Source organism: Microbispora sp. NPDC088329 (genome assembly GCF_040685655.1).
Lineage (GTDB): Bacteria > Actinomycetota > Actinomycetes > Streptosporangiales > Streptosporangiaceae > Microbispora.
The window spans coordinates 289,797-305,525 of the sequence record NZ_JBFBIP010000002.1 but is presented as its reverse complement, the minus strand read 5'-3'; the positions used below and the strand labels follow the sequence as shown (position 1 = coordinate 305,525).

General features: G+C 72.4%; 19 protein-coding genes. 12 read left to right on the top strand and 7 right to left on the bottom strand.

The genetic code is table 11. The features are described 5' to 3' along the window. Window positions 1–30: 30 nt before the first annotated feature. A complete protein-coding gene (locus AB0O28_RS05880) occupies window positions 31–516 on the top strand; it encodes a hypothetical protein (protein WP_363636721.1) in 486 nt (161 codons plus the stop codon). Here the strand turns inward: AB0O28_RS05880 and AB0O28_RS05875 are convergent. Both AB0O28_RS05875 and ybaK read right to left on the bottom strand, forming a co-directional pair. After that, window positions 513–1,970, bottom strand: a complete 1,458-nt coding sequence (locus tag AB0O28_RS05875) for an amidase family protein (RefSeq protein ID WP_363636719.1) — start codon at window positions 1,968–1,970, stop codon at window positions 513–515. The two genes, AB0O28_RS05880 and AB0O28_RS05875, sit on opposite strands and share 4 nt — an antisense overlap. Before the next feature lie 77 nt (window positions 1,971–2,047). Next, a complete protein-coding gene (gene ybaK, locus AB0O28_RS05870; RefSeq protein WP_363636717.1) occupies window positions 2,048–2,545 on the bottom strand; it encodes a Cys-tRNA(Pro) deacylase in 498 nt (165 codons plus the stop codon). Window positions 2,546–2,769: 224 nt separating this feature from the next. Between ybaK and AB0O28_RS05865 the strand changes: the two genes are divergently transcribed. Next, window positions 2,770–5,394 (top strand): DUF222 domain-containing protein, encoded by a 2,625-nt coding sequence (locus tag AB0O28_RS05865; RefSeq protein ID WP_363636715.1) that lies wholly within the window; start codon window positions 2,770–2,772, stop codon window positions 5,392–5,394. A gap of 282 nt (window positions 5,395–5,676) precedes the next feature. Here the strand turns inward: AB0O28_RS05865 and AB0O28_RS05860 are convergent, their stop codons facing one another. From AB0O28_RS05860 to AB0O28_RS05850, 3 genes are all read right to left on the bottom strand, one after another. After that, window positions 5,677–6,561 (bottom strand): alpha/beta hydrolase, encoded by an 885-nt coding sequence (locus AB0O28_RS05860; protein WP_363636713.1) that lies wholly within the window; start codon window positions 6,559–6,561, stop codon window positions 5,677–5,679. Window positions 6,562–6,712: 151 nt separating this feature from the next. Then, complete coding sequence (locus AB0O28_RS05855; protein WP_363636711.1) at window positions 6,713–7,069, bottom strand: arsenate reductase family protein; 357 nt, start codon at window positions 7,067–7,069, stop codon at window positions 6,713–6,715. Window positions 7,070–7,144: 75 nt separating this feature from the next. After that, a complete protein-coding gene (locus AB0O28_RS05850; RefSeq protein WP_363636709.1) occupies window positions 7,145–7,909 on the bottom strand; it encodes a DeoR/GlpR family DNA-binding transcription regulator in 765 nt (254 codons plus the stop codon). A 199-nt stretch (window positions 7,910–8,108) separates the two neighbouring features. Here AB0O28_RS05850 and hisD point away from each other — a divergent pair, with 199 nt between their 5' ends. The 9 genes from hisD (at window position 8,109) to hisF (ending at window position 14,370) form a co-directional block, all read left to right on the top strand. Further along, window positions 8,109–9,416 (top strand): histidinol dehydrogenase, encoded by a 1,308-nt coding sequence (gene hisD, locus AB0O28_RS05845; RefSeq protein ID WP_363636707.1) that lies wholly within the window; start codon window positions 8,109–8,111, stop codon window positions 9,414–9,416. Continuing rightward, the gene (locus AB0O28_RS05840) at window positions 9,413–10,489 is read left to right on the top strand and encodes a histidinol-phosphate transaminase (protein ID WP_363636705.1); all 1,077 of its coding nucleotides are present in this window, start codon (window positions 9,413–9,415) and stop codon (window positions 10,487–10,489) included. Before hisD ends, AB0O28_RS05840 begins: the two co-directional genes overlap by 4 nt. Continuing rightward, complete coding sequence (gene hisB / locus AB0O28_RS05835) at window positions 10,486–11,091, top strand: imidazoleglycerol-phosphate dehydratase HisB (RefSeq protein WP_363636704.1); 606 nt, start codon at window positions 10,486–10,488, stop codon at window positions 11,089–11,091. The genes AB0O28_RS05840 and hisB overlap by 4 nt, the downstream gene beginning before the upstream one ends. Continuing rightward, entirely contained in the window at window positions 11,091–11,243 is a 153-nt protein-coding gene (locus AB0O28_RS05830; protein ID WP_363636702.1) for a hypothetical protein, read from the top strand. Before hisB ends, AB0O28_RS05830 begins: the two co-directional genes overlap by 1 nt. Beyond that, the gene (gene hisH / locus AB0O28_RS05825) at window positions 11,240–11,872 is read left to right on the top strand and encodes an imidazole glycerol phosphate synthase subunit HisH (RefSeq protein ID WP_363637258.1); all 633 of its coding nucleotides are present in this window, start codon (window positions 11,240–11,242) and stop codon (window positions 11,870–11,872) included. The genes AB0O28_RS05830 and hisH overlap by 4 nt, the downstream gene beginning before the upstream one ends. Before the next feature lie 134 nt (window positions 11,873–12,006). Beyond that, window positions 12,007–12,390, top strand: a complete 384-nt coding sequence (locus tag AB0O28_RS05820) for a hypothetical protein (RefSeq protein WP_363636700.1) — start codon at window positions 12,007–12,009, stop codon at window positions 12,388–12,390. 4 nt (window positions 12,391–12,394) lie between these two features. Continuing rightward, window positions 12,395–13,120, top strand: a complete 726-nt coding sequence (gene priA, locus AB0O28_RS05815; RefSeq protein ID WP_363636698.1) for a bifunctional 1-(5-phosphoribosyl)-5-((5-phosphoribosylamino)methylideneamino)imidazole-4-carboxamide isomerase/phosphoribosylanthranilate isomerase PriA — start codon at window positions 12,395–12,397, stop codon at window positions 13,118–13,120. Next, entirely contained in the window at window positions 13,117–13,536 is a 420-nt protein-coding gene (locus tag AB0O28_RS05810) for a RidA family protein (RefSeq protein WP_363636696.1), read from the top strand. Before priA ends, AB0O28_RS05810 begins: the two co-directional genes overlap by 4 nt. 63 nt (window positions 13,537–13,599) lie before the next feature. Continuing rightward, window positions 13,600–14,370 carry an imidazole glycerol phosphate synthase subunit HisF gene (gene hisF / locus AB0O28_RS05805; protein WP_363636694.1) on the top strand — a complete coding sequence of 257 codons (771 nt, stop codon included), beginning with the start codon at window positions 13,600–13,602 and terminating at the stop codon, window positions 14,368–14,370. Between the two features lie 41 nt (window positions 14,371–14,411). Here hisF and AB0O28_RS05800 read toward each other — a convergent pair whose 3' ends face one another. Beyond that, complete coding sequence (locus tag AB0O28_RS05800; protein ID WP_363636692.1) at window positions 14,412–14,642, bottom strand: hypothetical protein; 231 nt, start codon at window positions 14,640–14,642, stop codon at window positions 14,412–14,414. 231 nt (window positions 14,643–14,873) lie between these two features. On the opposite strand from AB0O28_RS05800, the gene AB0O28_RS05795 reads away from it, so the two are divergent. Then, window positions 14,874–15,161 (top strand): chorismate mutase, encoded by a 288-nt coding sequence (locus AB0O28_RS05795; protein WP_363636690.1) that lies wholly within the window; start codon window positions 14,874–14,876, stop codon window positions 15,159–15,161. Window positions 15,162–15,510: 349 nt separating this feature from the next. Here AB0O28_RS05795 and AB0O28_RS05790 read toward each other — a convergent pair whose 3' ends face one another. Next, a complete protein-coding gene (locus AB0O28_RS05790) occupies window positions 15,511–15,672 on the bottom strand; it encodes a hypothetical protein (protein ID WP_167530286.1) in 162 nt (53 codons plus the stop codon). Window positions 15,673–15,729 lie beyond the last annotated feature (57 nt).

Here is a 15,729-nt window from a genome sequence, read left to right as displayed (position 1 = left end):
CGCGATCACCAGGTGGGTACTATCGGGACGGTGCGGCATTTGAGGGGCAATCTGGCGACGATCGTCGTAACCGTCCTCGTGCTCGCCGTCCTCGGCGTGGTCGCCGGATACATGTGGTGGGCGCTGGCCCCCGCCACGCGATACGTGCTGATCGACGGGGTGCCGCATCCGGCCGATCCGGAGTCGCAGTCGCTCATCGAGGCCGACGGCTGGTTCGCCGTGGTCACCGGCGGGTTCGGCCTGGTCAGCGGCATCGTGGGATACGTGCTGTCGCGCACCCGGCCGGTCGAGGTCCTCGTGGGGCTCGCCGCCGGCGGGCTGCTCGCCGGGTACGTCGCGATGCTGGTCGGCGGCAGGGCCGAGGGCGAGGTGCAGGCGGCGGGACCGGGCGGGTACACCATGACGTCCTCGCTGGGTCTGACGGCGTACGGGGTGCTGTTCGCCTGGCCGCTCGTGGCCACCGCCGTCTTCTGGGTCGTCGAGTTCGCCGTGACCTACAACCAGCGGCGCCGTTAAAAGCCGTCGAGGCTCGGCTCTGTCCGCCAGAGGCCGGTCGCCTGCTCGAAGGCGTGCCCGAGGCGCAGGACGTCCATGTCGGCCCACGGCCTGCCCACGATCTGCAGGCCGACCGGGAGACCCTCGGGCGTGAAAGCGCACGGCACCGACATGGCGGGCGCGTGCAGCACGCTGATCCAGTAGCACGAGCGCATCCACGCCAGATAGTCGGGCATCTCCACCCCGGCCACCTCCGTGACGTACGGCTGCCCGACCGGGAACGGCGGCACCTGGCTGACGGGCGCCACCAGGAAGTCGTACCGACCGAAGAACTCCCACATGCGGTGGAACAGCCCGGTGCGCAGCCGCTCGGCCCGGGCGAGGTCCTCACCGGTGACCTTCCGTCCCTGCGCCACGTTCCAGGCCACGTTGGGGCCCACCTCGGGCAGGTCGCCGAAGCTGAGCGCGTAGTACCACGCCCGGTAGACGCGGAACGCCTCCTCGGCGTCGGACAGGTCCAGGTCCACCCGCTCGACCTTCGCGCCCAGACCGGCCAGCGTCTCGGCCGCCCGTGCCGTCGCCGCGGCCGTGCGCGGGTCGACCGGGAGACCGCCGAGGTCGGGGCTGAAGGCGACACGGACTTCGGACAGCTCCATGTCGAGGGACCCCGCGAACGCCGCGCCGTCCTCGCGGATCGAGAACGGCGAGGCCGGGTCGAACCCGGCGACGGCCGACATGAACAGCGCCAGGTCGGCGGCCGTGCGGGCCATCGGCCCCGGCACGCTGAGCGTGAACCAGGCCGCCGCCGACGACTTCGCCGGCACCCGCCCCGGGGTGGGCCGCAGGCCCGCCACGTTGCAGAACGACGCGGGGTTGCGCAGCGACCCGCCCATGTCGGAGCCGTCGGCGAGCGGCACCATCCGGCACGCCAGCGCCGCCGCCGCGCCGCCGCTGCTGCCGCCCGCGCTCTTCGACAGGTCGTAGGGGTTGCGCGTCGCCCCGAACACCTCGTTGACCGTGTGCGAGCCGGTGCCGAACTCGGGGGTGTTCGTCTTGCCCAGCGCGATCCCGCCCGCCTCGCGGATGCGCCGCACGAGCGGGTCGTCCGCGGCGGGGACGTGGTCGGCGAACGCCCGTGAGCCGTACGTGGTCCGCACGCCCGCCGTGTCGGCGAGGTCCTTGTGCGCGACGGGGATGCCGTGCAGCGGGCCGCGCACGAGGCCGCGCCGCAGGTCCTCGTCGGCGCGCGCGGCCCGGTCGAGCGCCCGCTCGGCGGTCAGCGTCACGATGGCGTTGACGTGCGGGTTCGTCTCCTCGACGCGCCGCAGGCACGCCTCGGTCAGCTCGACCGCGCTCACCTCGCGCGCCCGCAGCAACGCGGCCATCTCCGTCGCGGTCAGACCGGCGAGGCCGGCGGGCGCGCCCGCCACCTCGGTGCGGCCGCCGTCCTGCCCGGTCCGCTCGTGCTCGTTCACTTTCCCCCCGGTTCCTTACGGCTTCCGCCAGTCTCGGGTGGCCGGAGCCGTACGGGCGATGGCAACACTCGACAGGTTCAGAGCTTCGCGATGGGGGCGGTCACCGCCTGGGCGAGCCGGATGAGGTTGCCCGGAGAGGTCTCGATCTGCAGGCCGCGCCGCCCGGCGGAGAAGTAGATGCTCTCGAAGCCGAGCGCGGAGGCGTCCACCACGGTCGGCAGCCGCTTGCGCTGGCCGAGCGGGCTGATGCCGCCGACCACATAGCCGGTGACGCGCTCCACCTTGGCCGCGTCGGCCATCGCCGCCCGCTTGCCCTTCAGCGCGGCCGCGAACGCCTTGAGATCGAGCTTGCCCGCCACCGGCACGACCGCGACGGCCAGGCCCGCCTCCGTCTCCGCCACCAGCGTCTTGAAGATCCGCTCGTACGGCACGCCGAGCGCGTCGGCCGCCTCCTCGCCGTACGCCTGGGCGTTCGGGTCGTGGTCATAGGGGTGGAGGGTGAACTCCGCCTTCGCCTGCGTGAGGGCGACCGTCGCCGGAGTGCCCTGGCCGCCCTTGCTCTTGGTCTTGCTCACGCCGGCAAGCCTAGTTGGGTGTCCGTGGCCCTCGGCGGGGTCGGTCGCCGGGCCGAAAGGAATCCCCGGTCCTCGTGGGGCCGGCTCCGCTGGGCGCGACGCTCGTGGTACTCGCTCCTTCCGCTCCCTTCACTGCGGTGAACATGGATGGACGGCGCGGCAGGTGGCCTCATGCGCTGGTGCCCGTTCTCGGGGTGACCTGATGCTCCAACTATCCGCTTCTGATGGTTGCTGTGAGTGGCGGGGCGGTGACAGAATTCATACAGGTTTTCGAATTCGTTGAAGGGGGTGCGATGGATCCGTTTGGTTCTGATCCTGAGCACTCTCGTCGATCGAACAGGGCCGACGGCGACTGGTGGAATCAGCTGATCGCCAATTCCCCGTTGTGGTCATCGGATGGTTCCCTCGCCCGTGACGGATTCCCTGTTGGTCATCTTCTCGGCGGAAACCCCGAATCACGGGGTTCCGGGAGCCCGCGCGCCGGTTCAGCCGAGGGCGCTTCGGTCACTGGCGGTGCCGTCACTGGCGGTTCGGCCGGGGACGGTTCGGCCAATGCGGAGGACGACACGGCCACTGCCGGCGATGCCGCTGGGGCTAATTCCGCCGGGGTCGATACCGGTAGCGGTGCTGGTGCTGGTGCTGGTTTGGGTGATGCCGGGGATGCCGATGGTGGTGCAGGCCGGGGCCGGGGCGCAGGCCGGGACGGGGGCCGTAGGTCGTCGTGGGTGCTGGTGGGGTCGTTGCGGGAGTCGGCGCAGGCGCTGGCGCTGACGCCACTTCCCGACGATGCGGGCGTTTGCCTGGCTGAGGCTGAGGAGTTGATGGTGGTCCGGGATCGGATCACCTCCGCGTTGGCCGGCCGTGTCGGTCGGGTGCATCGGTCGGGGCTGGCCAAGCAGTATGGGCATGCCTCCACCCGCAGCTGGTTGCGTACTGCCGGAGGAATGACCGTCGCGGGTGCCGGCCGGCTGCTCACCCTGGGTATCGAACTGGCCCGGTTGCCGAGGGTGCAGGAAGCGTTCGCTGAGGGGCGGTTGACGGCGGGAGTGGTGGAGGCCATCTGCACGGCCACCGCGGGCTTGAATGAGGAGCAGGCGGGGCTGGCCGAGCCGATCCTGCTGGAACTGGCCGTCAAGGCGGGCCCGGCGGAGGTGGCCAGGGCGGGCCGGTATCTGCGGGCGGTGCTGGACCCCGACGGGGAAGAGCGTGATGAGCGGGCCGATTACGGGCGGCGCTTCCTGCGGGTCCGCCCGGGCAAGGGCGGCGGGCTGGAAGGAGAATTCCATCTCCCGCGTGAGGCGGCCGCCCGGTTGCGGGCGCTTCTGGACGCCTACGCCCGACCACGGGCGGAGGGGGATGACCGGCCGCTGAGTGTGCGTCAGGCGGATGCGTTGATCGCGCTGCTGGAACAGAAGATCGTCGCCGAGCTTCTGGTCCTGGTCAACGCCGAATCCCTTCCCACCGACCCCGCCCCGGACGCCGACCCGGTCGCAGACCAGGGCGAGCAGGGCGAGCAGGGTGAGCAGGGTGACGACGCCAACCACCCCGCGGACGTTCAAGACGGCCGGGATGGCCGCGACGGGCAGGGCACGTACGCCACCGAGCCGACCGCCCCCGAGCTCATCGACTCGGGCGAGTCCGTGGAACCCGCCGAGGCGGTCGAGCTCACACTCGGTGCGCCCGGCGAGGCCGGATGGACTGACACGGTGGCCCCCGGCACCGGTGCCGCCGGGCTCGGTGACGCGGACGGATGCGCACAGGCGAAGAGCAACGAGCCGGAGGTCGGGCAGCAGGGAGGAACGCAGCCGGAAGGAGCGCAGTCGGAGAAGGTGCAGCCGGAGGGGGCGCGGTTGAGCGAGCGGCAGCAGCACAAGCCGCGACAGCGTGAATCGCAGCAGGAGAAGCCGCAACAGGGCGAGTCACAGCAGGGCGAGTCACAGCAGGGCGAGTCACGACAGGGCGAGTCACAGCAGAGCGGGCCAGGGTCGGGTAGGTCGCGCTGGGTTGAGTGGCAACCGCCGGATCCTCCTCCCGGAGACATCTCTGCCCGCCACGCCCACGCCGGGCCTCGGCCTGCGGGGGGAACCCGGCATGGGCTGGACATGTGCGAGGCCTACGGCGACGTGCGCGGCGGGCAGCGCACGCCTGGCCTGGGTACGTGCGAGATCCACGGCTGTGAGATCCACGGCTGTGTGAATCACGGTGACGGGCGCTGGGGGCACGGCGAGAGCGCGTGCGGGTGCGGCGGGGCGCGACGCTCGTCGAGCGAGTCGCCGGTGACACCACCGGGACCACCGGAAGGAGCGCCGCAGACGCCATCCGCAGGGCCGGGAAAAGCCCCGGAGCAAGGGCCGGGGCTGGGTCCAGGCCCGGAGACGGGCCCGGAGACGGGCCCGAAGACATGGCCGGGAACCTTGCCGGGAGCGTTGCTGGGCAGGGCCCCGGGGTTGCTGCTGGCCACCGGGCAGGTGCTGCCGGTCTCCGGCGTGCACCGCCTGGCCCGCACCTCCGCCCTGGTACGCCTGGTCATGGACGCCGACGGACAGGTGCTCGACATGGGCCGAAAAGTCAGACTGGCCACCCCGGCCCAACGCCGGGCGGTCTTCGCCCGCTACGCCACCTGCTGGATCGACGGCTGCCCGCTACCGGCCACCATGTGGCAGATCGACCACGCCGACAACTGGAGCACCGGCGGGCTCACGGACCTGAAGCTCCTCGGCCCGGCCTGCCAGTTCCACAACCGCGACCGCTACCAGCACCCCGAGCGCTACACCCGCCACACAACCGGCAAAGACCGCTGGGCCTTCACCTACCACCGGCTGACAGGAGCCACACGACTAGGGCGATGACGACAGGGCCGACGCGAGGGTCGTCTGTGCGCTGTCCACCGGACTCCATCGAACCGGGCTCCATCGCCACTGAGGGAACGGAGCGGAAGGAAACCAGGACCGCGAGCGTTGCGCCCAGCGGAGCCGGCTTCGCGAAGACCGGAGCTTCCTTACGGCGCAGCGACCGACACGGCGCAGCGACCGACCCCGCCGAGACCCATGAACACTCCACCAGGTCGTGCGGCGCGCCCCCTGCCCGCCTCCTGCCCGCCCCCTGCGGGCGGCTCGTCACCGCGTGGCGGATCACCCGCCGGAGCTCCGCCGGGCGCTTGCGTCGAGCACCTCGCGCAGCGCGCGGGCGAAGGCCTCGGGCCGTCCGGCGCCGTCGCCGAGGAAGCCGCGGTGGTGACCCGGGAACACGGTCACCTCCTGGCCGAGCAACTCGGCGGTGGCGGCCGCGGTGCGCCCGGTGAAAAGGTCGCGGGACTCCTCGCCCATCGCGATCACGACACGCGTCGGCGCCGCGGCCAGCGCCCCGGCGTCGGGGCGATAGCTGCCGACACCCGTGGATCGGTCGGACAGCAGGGGATCGTCACGGGAACCGTCGTCCTCGGCGGGCAGCCCGAACTGGGAGGGGTCCGCCGGGGGCCGCGCGAAGTAGGCGTCCGTGAACTCACCTCGCCACCTCGTCATCGTGAGGAAGGCCGCCATGCCCGCGCCGAACCCCTTGGCCTCGTACGCCCGCATGCATCCGAGGAAGGCGCGCTCGGCGGCCTCGGCGTCGGGAAGCAGGCGGATGAGCGGCGGCTCGTGCGCCACCAGGGTGGTCACGTCGTGCGGATGGGCCGCCACGAGCGCGAGCGCGGTCATCGCGCCGCCGCCGTTCGCGAACATCTCGACGGGTCCTGCGCCGAGTGCCTCGATGACGGCGTGCACGTCGCCCGCCTGGACCGTGGGAGAGCTGGCGGCCCGGCCGTCCTCGCACGTGCTGCGGCCCCGGCCGCGTGGGTCGTATCTGACCACTGTCCGGTCCGGGAAGTACGAGGCCAGCGTGCGGAAGCCGGTCGCGTCCATGTGCTGGCCGACCATGAAAAGCGGCGGGCGGCCCCCGGCGGCCGGCGGCGGGCCGTCCACGTCGTACACGAGGGTGGCTCCGGTGGTCTCCACGGTGTGCGTTGTCGTCGTCATCTCGGCACAGGCCCCTTCGGCGTCAGGTGGCGCGCGGATTGCCGTACACGTCGCGGTACAAGCGCACGGCGAACGTACATGCCCGGAGGGACGGCGGGCTACCGGGATCGTCCGCCGCCCCGCGTCCGTACGCCGGTCCGTGGGCGACGCGTCAGGGCAGGACGGAGAGGACGGCCTCGGGGGAGCGGGCCACCACGGCGGAGCCGTCGTCGGCGGTGATGATCGGCCGCTGGATCAGGATCGGATGGGCGGACAGGGCCTCGATCCACCGCTCACGGGCCGCCGGGTCGCGCGGCCACGACTCCATGCCCAGCTCGGCCGCGACGGGCTCGCCGAGGCGGGTGACGTCCCAGGGCTCCAGCCCGAGGCGGCGCAGCACCTCGGCGAGCTCCTCCGCGCCCGGCGGGTCCTCCAGGTAGTGCCGGATCGTGTACCCGGCGCCCTCGTCGTCCAGCAGGGACAGGGCCGACCGGCACTTCGAGCAGGCCGGATTGATCCAGATCTCCATGCGGCCATTGTCCCGCCCGGCCACGCGTGGACGGGCCCTCGCGCCCACCCGGCGCGGCCGCCCCGCCGGGCCGGCTTATGGGGCGATCACCTCCGTGCCCGCCCTGGCCAGGGCGGAGGCGAGCGGTGGCGGGGGTTCCTCGTCGGTGACGAGGCCGGTCAGGTCCTCCGGGCCGCACACCCGGTAGGCGGCGACCCTGCCGTGTTTCGCGCTGTCGGCGAGCGCGTACGTCCGGGCGGTGTGGGCGAGGATCACGCGCTTGGTCGCGACCTCGTCGAGGAAGTGGTCGGTGAGCCCGGCCTCCGCGTCCATCCCGCCCGAGCCGAGGAACGCCACGTCGGCGCGCAGGTCCCGGAAGAACGCCAGCGTGTGGGCGTTGGAGACGGCCAGGTCGCCCCGTCGTACGCGCCCGCCCGCCACCAGCACCTCCACGCCGGGCCGCCCGGCCAGCTCGGCCGCCACCAGCAGCGAGCAGGTGGCGACCACCCCGCGGAAGGACGGAGGGACGGCCCTGGCGACGTGGACGGCCGTGGTGCCCACGTCGATGATCACGGTCTGGCCCGGCCTCAGGAGTCGCGCCGCGAGCTCGCCGATCATCGCCTTCGCCTCGGACCGGCTCGTCGAGCGCTCCAGGTAGGACGACTCCTCGCCGGTGCCTGACGGCGCCGCGGTCGCTCCGCCGTGCACCCGGACGAGCAGCGCGCGGCGCTCCAGGAACGCCAGGTCGCGCCGCACGGTCTCGTGGGAGACGCCGAGCAGCGCGGCCAGGTCCTCGGTGCGCACCGTGCCCTTCCGCCCGAGGGCCTCGGTGATCCGCTGGTGGCGTTGGGCCGGAAGCACGAGATCCTTCCTGTGACCGAATGCGACTGCTGGTGCCCGAGAGTGTGGACGGGTGCCCGAAAACCTGTCAAGTGCGGAGCCCCGAATCGGCCACCGGCGGCGACGCCGCAGCTCCGGGCCGGTGCGCGCGCCGGTGAAACGCCCGTCCCGCATGCTGGACACACGCGGATCCGTCCCTGGTCATCCGTAGACTGGGACGGTGATTTCCCGTATCGACCTGCGCGGGTCCCTTCCTGCCGACCTGCGCGACGTGCTGCCCCGCGCCGAACTCGACGTCGAGGCCGCCCTGGACAAGGTGCGGCCCATCTGTGAGGACGTACGCCATCGTGGCGCGGCAGCCGTACGGGAGCTGACCGCGAGATTCGACGGCGTCGAGCTGCAGTCCGCGCGGGTGCCCGCCGAGGCGCTCACCCGCGCCCTGGAGGAGCTGGACCCGGCCGTGCGCGCGGCGCTGGAGGAGTCGATCCGCCGCGCCCGCCTCGTCCACCGCGACCAGCGGCGCACCGACACCACCACGCAGGTCGTGCCGGGCGGCACGGTCACCGAGCGCTGGGTGCCGGTCGACCGCGTGGGGCTCTACGTCCCCGGCGGCCGGGCCGTCTACCCCTCGAGCGTGGTCATGAACGTGGTCCCCGCCCAGGAGGCGGGCGTGCCCTCGCTGGCCGTCTCCTCGCCCGCTCAGAAGGACTTCGGCGGGCTCCCGCACCCCACGATCCTCGCCGCCTGCGCGCTGCTCGGCGTCGACGAGGTGTACGCCGTGGGCGGCGCCCAGGCCGTGGCGATGTTCGCCTACGGCACCGAGGAGTGCCGCCCGGCCACGATGGTGACCGGCCCCGGCAACATCTATGTGGCCGCGGCCAAGCGCCTGCTCAAGGGCCGTATCGGCATCGACTCCGAGGCCGGCCCCACCGAGATCGCGATCCTCGCCGACGAGACCGCCGATCCCGCCCACGTCGCCGCCGACCTGATCAGCCAGGCCGAGCACGACGTGATCGCGGCGGCCGTCCTGGTCACCACCAGCCCGGAGCTGGCCGACGCGGTGGAGAAGGAGCTGCCCGGCCAGGTGGCCGCCACGCGGCACTCCGAGCGCATCACCGAGGCGCTCGCCGGCCGTCAGTCGGGCATCGTGCTCGTCTCGGACGTCGAGGACGGCCTGAAGGTCGTGGACGCCTACGCCGCCGAGCACCTGGAGATCCAGACGGCCGACGCCCGCGCGGTCGCCGCCCGGGTGCGCAACGCCGGTGCCATCTTCATCGGGCCGTACGCGCCGGTGTCGCTCGGCGACTACATGGCGGGCTCCAACCACGTGCTGCCGACCGGCGGGTGCGCCTGCCACTCCTCCGGCCTGTCGGTGCAGACGTTCCTGCGCGGCATCCACGTCGTCGACTACAGCCGCGAGGCACTGGCCGGCGCCGCGCCGCACGTGTGCGCGCTCGCCGACGCGGAGGACCTGCCCGCCCACGGCGCCGCGATCCGCGCCCGCTTCGACTGGGAAGTGCCCGCATGACGACCCTCGACGACCTGCCGATCCGCGACGACCTGCGCGGCAAGCAGCCCTACGGCGCGCCGCAGCTCGACGTGCCCGTCCAGCTCAACACCAACGAGAACCCCTACCCGCCGTCGGCCGCGCTGATCGACGACCTCGCCCGTGCCGTACGGCAGGGCGCGGCGACGCTCAACCGCTACCCCGACAGGGACGCCGTCGAGCTGCGCAAGGACCTCGCCGACTACCTCGGTCACGGGCTGACCGCACGCCAGATGTGGGCGGCCAACGGCTCCAACGAGATCATCCAGCAGATCCTGCAGGCGTTCGGCGGCCCCGGGCGCTCGGCGATCGGGTTCGAGCCGTCGTACTCGATGCACCCGATCATCGCGGGCGGCACGAACACCCGGTGGATCGAGGGCCTGCGCGAGGAGGACTTCGCGATCGACCCCGCCGCCGCGGTGGCCGCGATCGAGGAGCACCGCCCCGACGTGGTGTTCCTGACCTCGCCGAACAACCCGACCGGCACGGCCCTGCCGCTGGAGGTGATCGAGCGGATCCTCGCCGCCGCGCCGGGCGTGGTCGTGGTGGACGAGGCGTACGCCGAGTTCGCCCGCACCGGCACGCCGTCGGCGCTGACCCTGCTGCCGGGCAACCCCCGGCTGATCGTGACGCGCACCATGTCGAAGGCGTTCGCGATGGCCGGCACCCGGCTCGGCTATCTCGCCGCCGACCCCGCGGTGGTCGAGGCCATGCTGCTGGTCCGCCTGCCGTACCACCTGTCCACGCTGACCCAGGCGGCGGCCCGGGTGGCGCTGGCGCACCGCGAGGAACTGCTGGGCACGGTGGACGCGCTGCGCGCCGAGCGGGACGCCGCCGTCACCTGGTTGCGCGAGCGCGGCCTGAAGGTCGCCGACTCCGATGCCAACTTCGTGCTGTTCGGTACGTTTCCGGATCGGCGGTCCGTATGGGAGGGACTGCTCGAGCGCGGGGTGCTGATCCGGGAGACCGGTCCCGCGGGCTGGCTGCGCGTGTCGATCGGCACGCCGGAAGAGATGGCGGCGTTCCGCGCCGCGCTGGAGGGGGTCCTGTCATGACCGAGCTCAACGAGCGTCGCGGCCGGGTCGAGCGCACGACCAAGGAGACGTCCGTGCTGGTCGAGGTGAACCTCGACGGCACCGGGATCGTCGACGTCTCGACCGGCGTCGGGTTCTACGACCACATGCTCGCCCAGCTCGGCAAGCACGGCCTGTTCGACCTGACCGTGAAGACCGAGGGCGACCTGCACATCGACGCCCACCACACGATCGAGGACACCTCGCTCGCGCTCGGCGCGGCGTTCCGTGAGGCCCTGGGCGACAAGTCGGGCATCCGGCGGTTCGGCAACGCCTCCTGCCCGCTGGACGAGTCGCTGGCGCAGGTCACGGTCGACCTGTCCGGCCGGCCCTATCTCGTCCACACCGAGCCCGAGGGCATGGCCCCGATGATCGGGCCCGACTACGACACCACCATGACCCGGCACATCCTGGAGTCGTTCGTCGCGCAGGCGGCGATCTGCCTCCACGTGCACGTGCCGTACGGGCGCAACGCGCACCACATCGTGGAGGCGCAGTTCAAGGCGCTCGCGCGGGCGCTGCGGGAGGCCTCGGAGCGGGACCCGCGGGCGAGCGGGGTGCCCAGCACCAAGGGCGTCCTCTGATGACCCTCGCGTCCGGGGGCATGATCTTCATCGGCCTCTTCCTGATCGGCGGGGTCATATCGGGCATACGGCAGGGCCTCAAGCTGCTGGCGGCGCTCGCCGGCGTCGGCGCGGCCCTGGCGATCACCGCGGGGGTGATGTGGTGGCAGTGAACAAGCGGGTGGTCGTGCTCGACTACGGCTCGGGCAACCTCCGCTCGGCCGAGCGTGCGCTGGCCCGGGTGGGGGCGGACGTCACCGTCACCGCCGACTTCGACGCGGCCGTCGAGGCGGACGGGCTCGTCGTCCCCGGCGTCGGGGCGTTCGCCGCGTGCATGGAGGGGCTGAAGGCCGTGCGCGGCGACCAGATCGTCGGCCGCCGCCTGGCCGGCGGGCGCCCGGTGCTCGGGATCTGCGTCGGCATGCAGATCCTGTTCGAGAAGGGCGTCGAGCACGGCGTCCACACGGAGGGCTGCGGCGAGTGGCCCGGCACGGTCGAGCGGCTCGACGCGCCCGTGCTTCCCCACATGGGGTGGAACACCGTGACCGCGCCCGAGGGCAGCGTGCTGTTCCGCGGGCTGGACGAGAAGACGCGCTTCTACTTCGTCCACTCCTACGGGGTGCGCGACTGGCGGCTGCAGGCCGGCGACGGCTTCCGCGAGCCGCTGGTCACCTGGGCCGAGCACGGCGTGCCGTTCGTGGCCGCCGCCGAGAACGGTCCCCTCATGGCCACCCAGTTCCACCCCGAGAAGTCCGGGGACGCGGGGGCCGTGCTGCTGTCCAACTGGCTGAGCACGGTCTGAGCGTGCGCGGCACGCGAAATCTCGGGGCGGCGGTGCGACACTGGAGATCGGCGGCACGCGACGGTGTCCATCCGTCGCCCGGCCGCGGCGCGTTCGGCCGGCCAGGCCGTGACCGGACCTGATCGGGAGGCCCGATGAGCAAGGAACGGGCACGCCGGAGGGCGGAGCGCGAAGCCGAGCGCGAACGCCTCGCGGCGGCCCGTGCCGAGCGCGAGGCGAGGGCCGCCAGACGGCGCGAGATGCGCGAGCGGGTCGTCGCTCCCGTCGCCGGAGCCGTGGCCGGGGTCGTGGGCGCGGTGCTGCCGCGGACGGCGAAACCGGTCCGGGTGGCCCGGCAGCGCGGATATCTCGCCCGCCGCCGCCGCACCGAGAACGCCGTCGTCGCCGTGCTGTGGTTCCTCGTCCAGGTGCTCGCCTGGATCCTGCTCGACTCGTGGATGGCCCGGCTGGGCGTGTTCCTCGGCTCGATCCTGCTGCTCCCGGTGCTCGTCACCATCGTTTTCGACCGGAGGTCATGACCAAATGTCGCTCGTATTGCTCCCCGCCGTCGACGTCGCCGACGGCCAGGCCGTCCGCCTCGTACAGGGCGAGGCGGGGACGGAGACCTCGTACGGGGATCCGCTCGCCGCCGCCCTGGCCTGGCAGGAGGCCGGCGCGGAGTGGATCCATCTGGTCGACCTCGACGCGGCGTTCGGCAGGGGGAGCAACCGTGAGCTGCTCGCCTCCGTCGTCGGCGCGCTCGACGTGAACGTGGAGCTGTCCGGCGGGATCCGCGACGACGCCTCGCTCGCCGCCGCGCTGAGCACGGGCTGCCGCCGGGTCAACATCGGCACCGCCGCGCTGGAGGACCCCGCCTGGTGCGCCAAGGCGATCGCCGAGTACGGCGACCGCATCGCGGTGGGACTGGACGTGCGCGGGACCACGCTGGCCGCCCGCGGCTGGACGCAGGAGGGCGGCGACCTGTGGGAGGTGCTCGACCGGCTGGAGTCGGAGGGCTGCCCCCGCTATGTCGTCACCGACGTCACCAAGGACGGCACGCTGCGCGGTCCCAACCTCGACCTGCTGCGCCAGGTCTGCGCGCGGACCGACCGCCCGGTCATCGCCAGCGGCGGCGTGTCCTCGCTGGACGACCTGCGGGCGATCGCGACGCTCGTGCCGGACGGTGTGGAGGGCGCCATCGTGGGCAAGGCGCTGTACGCCCAGGCGTTCACCCTGGAAGAGGCGCTCGCGGTGGTGAAGAGCGCATGAGCACCCAGATGCCCGAAGGGCGGATCTCCTCCGGCGGTCCCTGGGAGGACCGTTACGGCTACGCCCGCGCGGTCGTCGCCGGGCCGCACGTGCTCGTGTCCGGCTGCACCGCCACCGTGGGCGGCGAGGTCCGGCACGTGGGCGACGCCTACCAGCAGACGCTCACCGCCTTCTCCATCGCGCTGGACGCCGTGGAGAAGGCCGGCACCACCCGGGCCGACGTGGTGCGCACCCGCCTGTACGTGGTGAACGCCGCCGACTTCGACGCCGTCGGCAAGGCGCACGGCGAGATCTTCGGCGATGTACGGCCGGTGTGCACGAGCGTGCAGGTCGCCGGGCTGGTCGACGAGCGCATGCTGGTCGAGGTGGAGGTCGAGGCGTATCGGCCGGTGGAACGTGGCAACGATGAGGGCTGAGCCCGTGATCCTGGCGGTAGGTCCCGTGGTGCCGGGGTCCGTGGTGTCGAAGGAGGTGCGGCGATGACGGTGGCGGTGCGGGTGATCCCCTGCCTGGACGTCGACGCCGGCCGGGTCGTCAAGGGGGTCAACTTCGAGAACCTCAGGGACGCCGGCGACCCGGTCGAGCTGGCCGCGCGCTACGACGCCGAGGGGGCCGACGAGCTGACCTTCCTCGACATCACCGCCTCTTCCGGCGAGCGCGGGACCATGCTCGACGTGGTGCGCCGCACGGCCGAGCAGGTGTTCATCCCGCTGACCGTCGGCGGGGGAGTGCGTTCCGCCGAGGACGTGGACCGGCTGCTGCGCGCGGGCGCCGACAAGGTGGGCATCAACACCGCCGCCATCGCCAGGCCCGAACTGCTGACCGAGGCGTCGCGCCGGTTCGGCTCGCAGTGCATCGTGCTGTCGGTGGACGCGCGCCGGGTGGTCGACGGTCCGCCCACGCCCTCCGGGTTCGAGGTGACCACTCACGGCGGGCGCCGGAGGACGGGCATCGACGCGGTGGAGTGGGCCAGGCGGGGGGAGGAGCTCGGCGTCGGCGAGATCCTGCTCAACTCGATGGACGGCGACGGCACCAAGTCGGGATTCGACCTGGAGATGCTGCGCGCCGTACGGGCGGCGGTGAGCGTCCCCCTGATCGCCTCCGGTGGCGCGGGGCGGCTGGAGGACTTTCCGCCCGCGGTGGAAGCGGGGGCGGACGCCGTGCTGGCCGCCTCGGTCTTCCACTTCGGGCAGCTCAAGATCCACGAAGTCAAGGACACGCTGCGTTCGGCCGGTCACCCGGTTCGCTGAACGCCTGCCGGGGGCCGGGTTCCGGCCCCCGGTCGTGGTTGTCAGTCGATGTCGACGATCGCCGTGGGGAAGGCGTCCGGGCCGGTGCCGAGCGAGGAGGACGCCATCGACTGGTACTGCCACTGCCCCTGGAAGGATCCGCCGTTGCCGCACCCGTGGTCGCCCCAGCAGGTGGTGGCCGCGGACGCCTCGTGGGACGGCTGGGCCGCGGCCAGACCGACGGCGGCGAGGAACGCGAGGCCCAGCAGGCTCGGGAAACGCTTGGCACGCATAGCTGTCTCCTGTCCGTAGAGGAACCGTGCGGCGCTCCGGAGTCCGCCTTCCTCATGGTCAGCCGACCATCACGCCATCGTCCATACCAAACACTGCAAATAGGGTGATAGTGGGCGAAAACCGGCATATGCGATTGTGGGGTCTTTATCGGTCATGTTCGGTCAGGTCCTCTATGGTTGCCAATGATCACCGCCGACCAGTGATCACCGCCGGCCATCGGGAGGAAACGCATGTCCGATCCCACCTCGCTCGACGAGGTCCGCAGCCGTATCGACGGGATCGACGCCCGGCTGACGACGCTGCTGGCCGAGCGGCAGCGTCTCGTCCGCGCGGCCGCCGCCTTCAAGACCGACGAGCAGGCCGTGCGGGCTCCCGGCCGGGTGGAGCGGGTCGTGGCCGCGGCCCGGGAGCGGGCGGAGCGTGAGGGGCTGTCCCCGGAGGTCGCCGAGGCCGTCTGGCGGGCGATGATCGGCGCGTTCGTGGAGTACGAGCTCACCGAGCACCGGCGAGGCGGGTGACGCCTGCGGCCGCCTGGCCCGCTCCCAGTCGGGACGGACAGGTGTGAGAGCGCGATGCCGGGGCAGGGGAGACGACCCCGATCCGGGGGTGAGCCTCCACGGCGCGCCGAGTGCGTGCGCTCGTCGCCGATCGTAGGCGCGCGGGAGAAAGTCGCGCGGGGATGCGGGAGAAGAGGCCGGCGGAGCAAGGGCGGATGCCCTGCCGGCCCTGTACGCGGAGAGCCTTGCGGCTCTGAAGGTCGTTTTGTCTGCTACTGCTACGTCGGCTGCTGTCGTGCCGTCGCCGGTCGCCGACTGTGGTGACGGTCGGGGTCGCCGGAAAGAGTTCGGGGACGGGGAGTCCGCGGCCTCAACTCAGGACCGAGGTGAAGAAGGTCGCCAGCCGGCTGGCTCCGGTGTTGACCGTGTCGAACACGCCTCGCACGGCGCCCGCCGCCGCTTGCGGCTGGCTGTAGAGGTAGAAGACCACGAACGCGATGGCCGCGTACGTAAGAACCTTCTTCGCCTTCATCGGGGGGCCTCCTGCAGTCGGTATCCCGGTCGTTTGTACCCGGCGGCAGTTTTGATC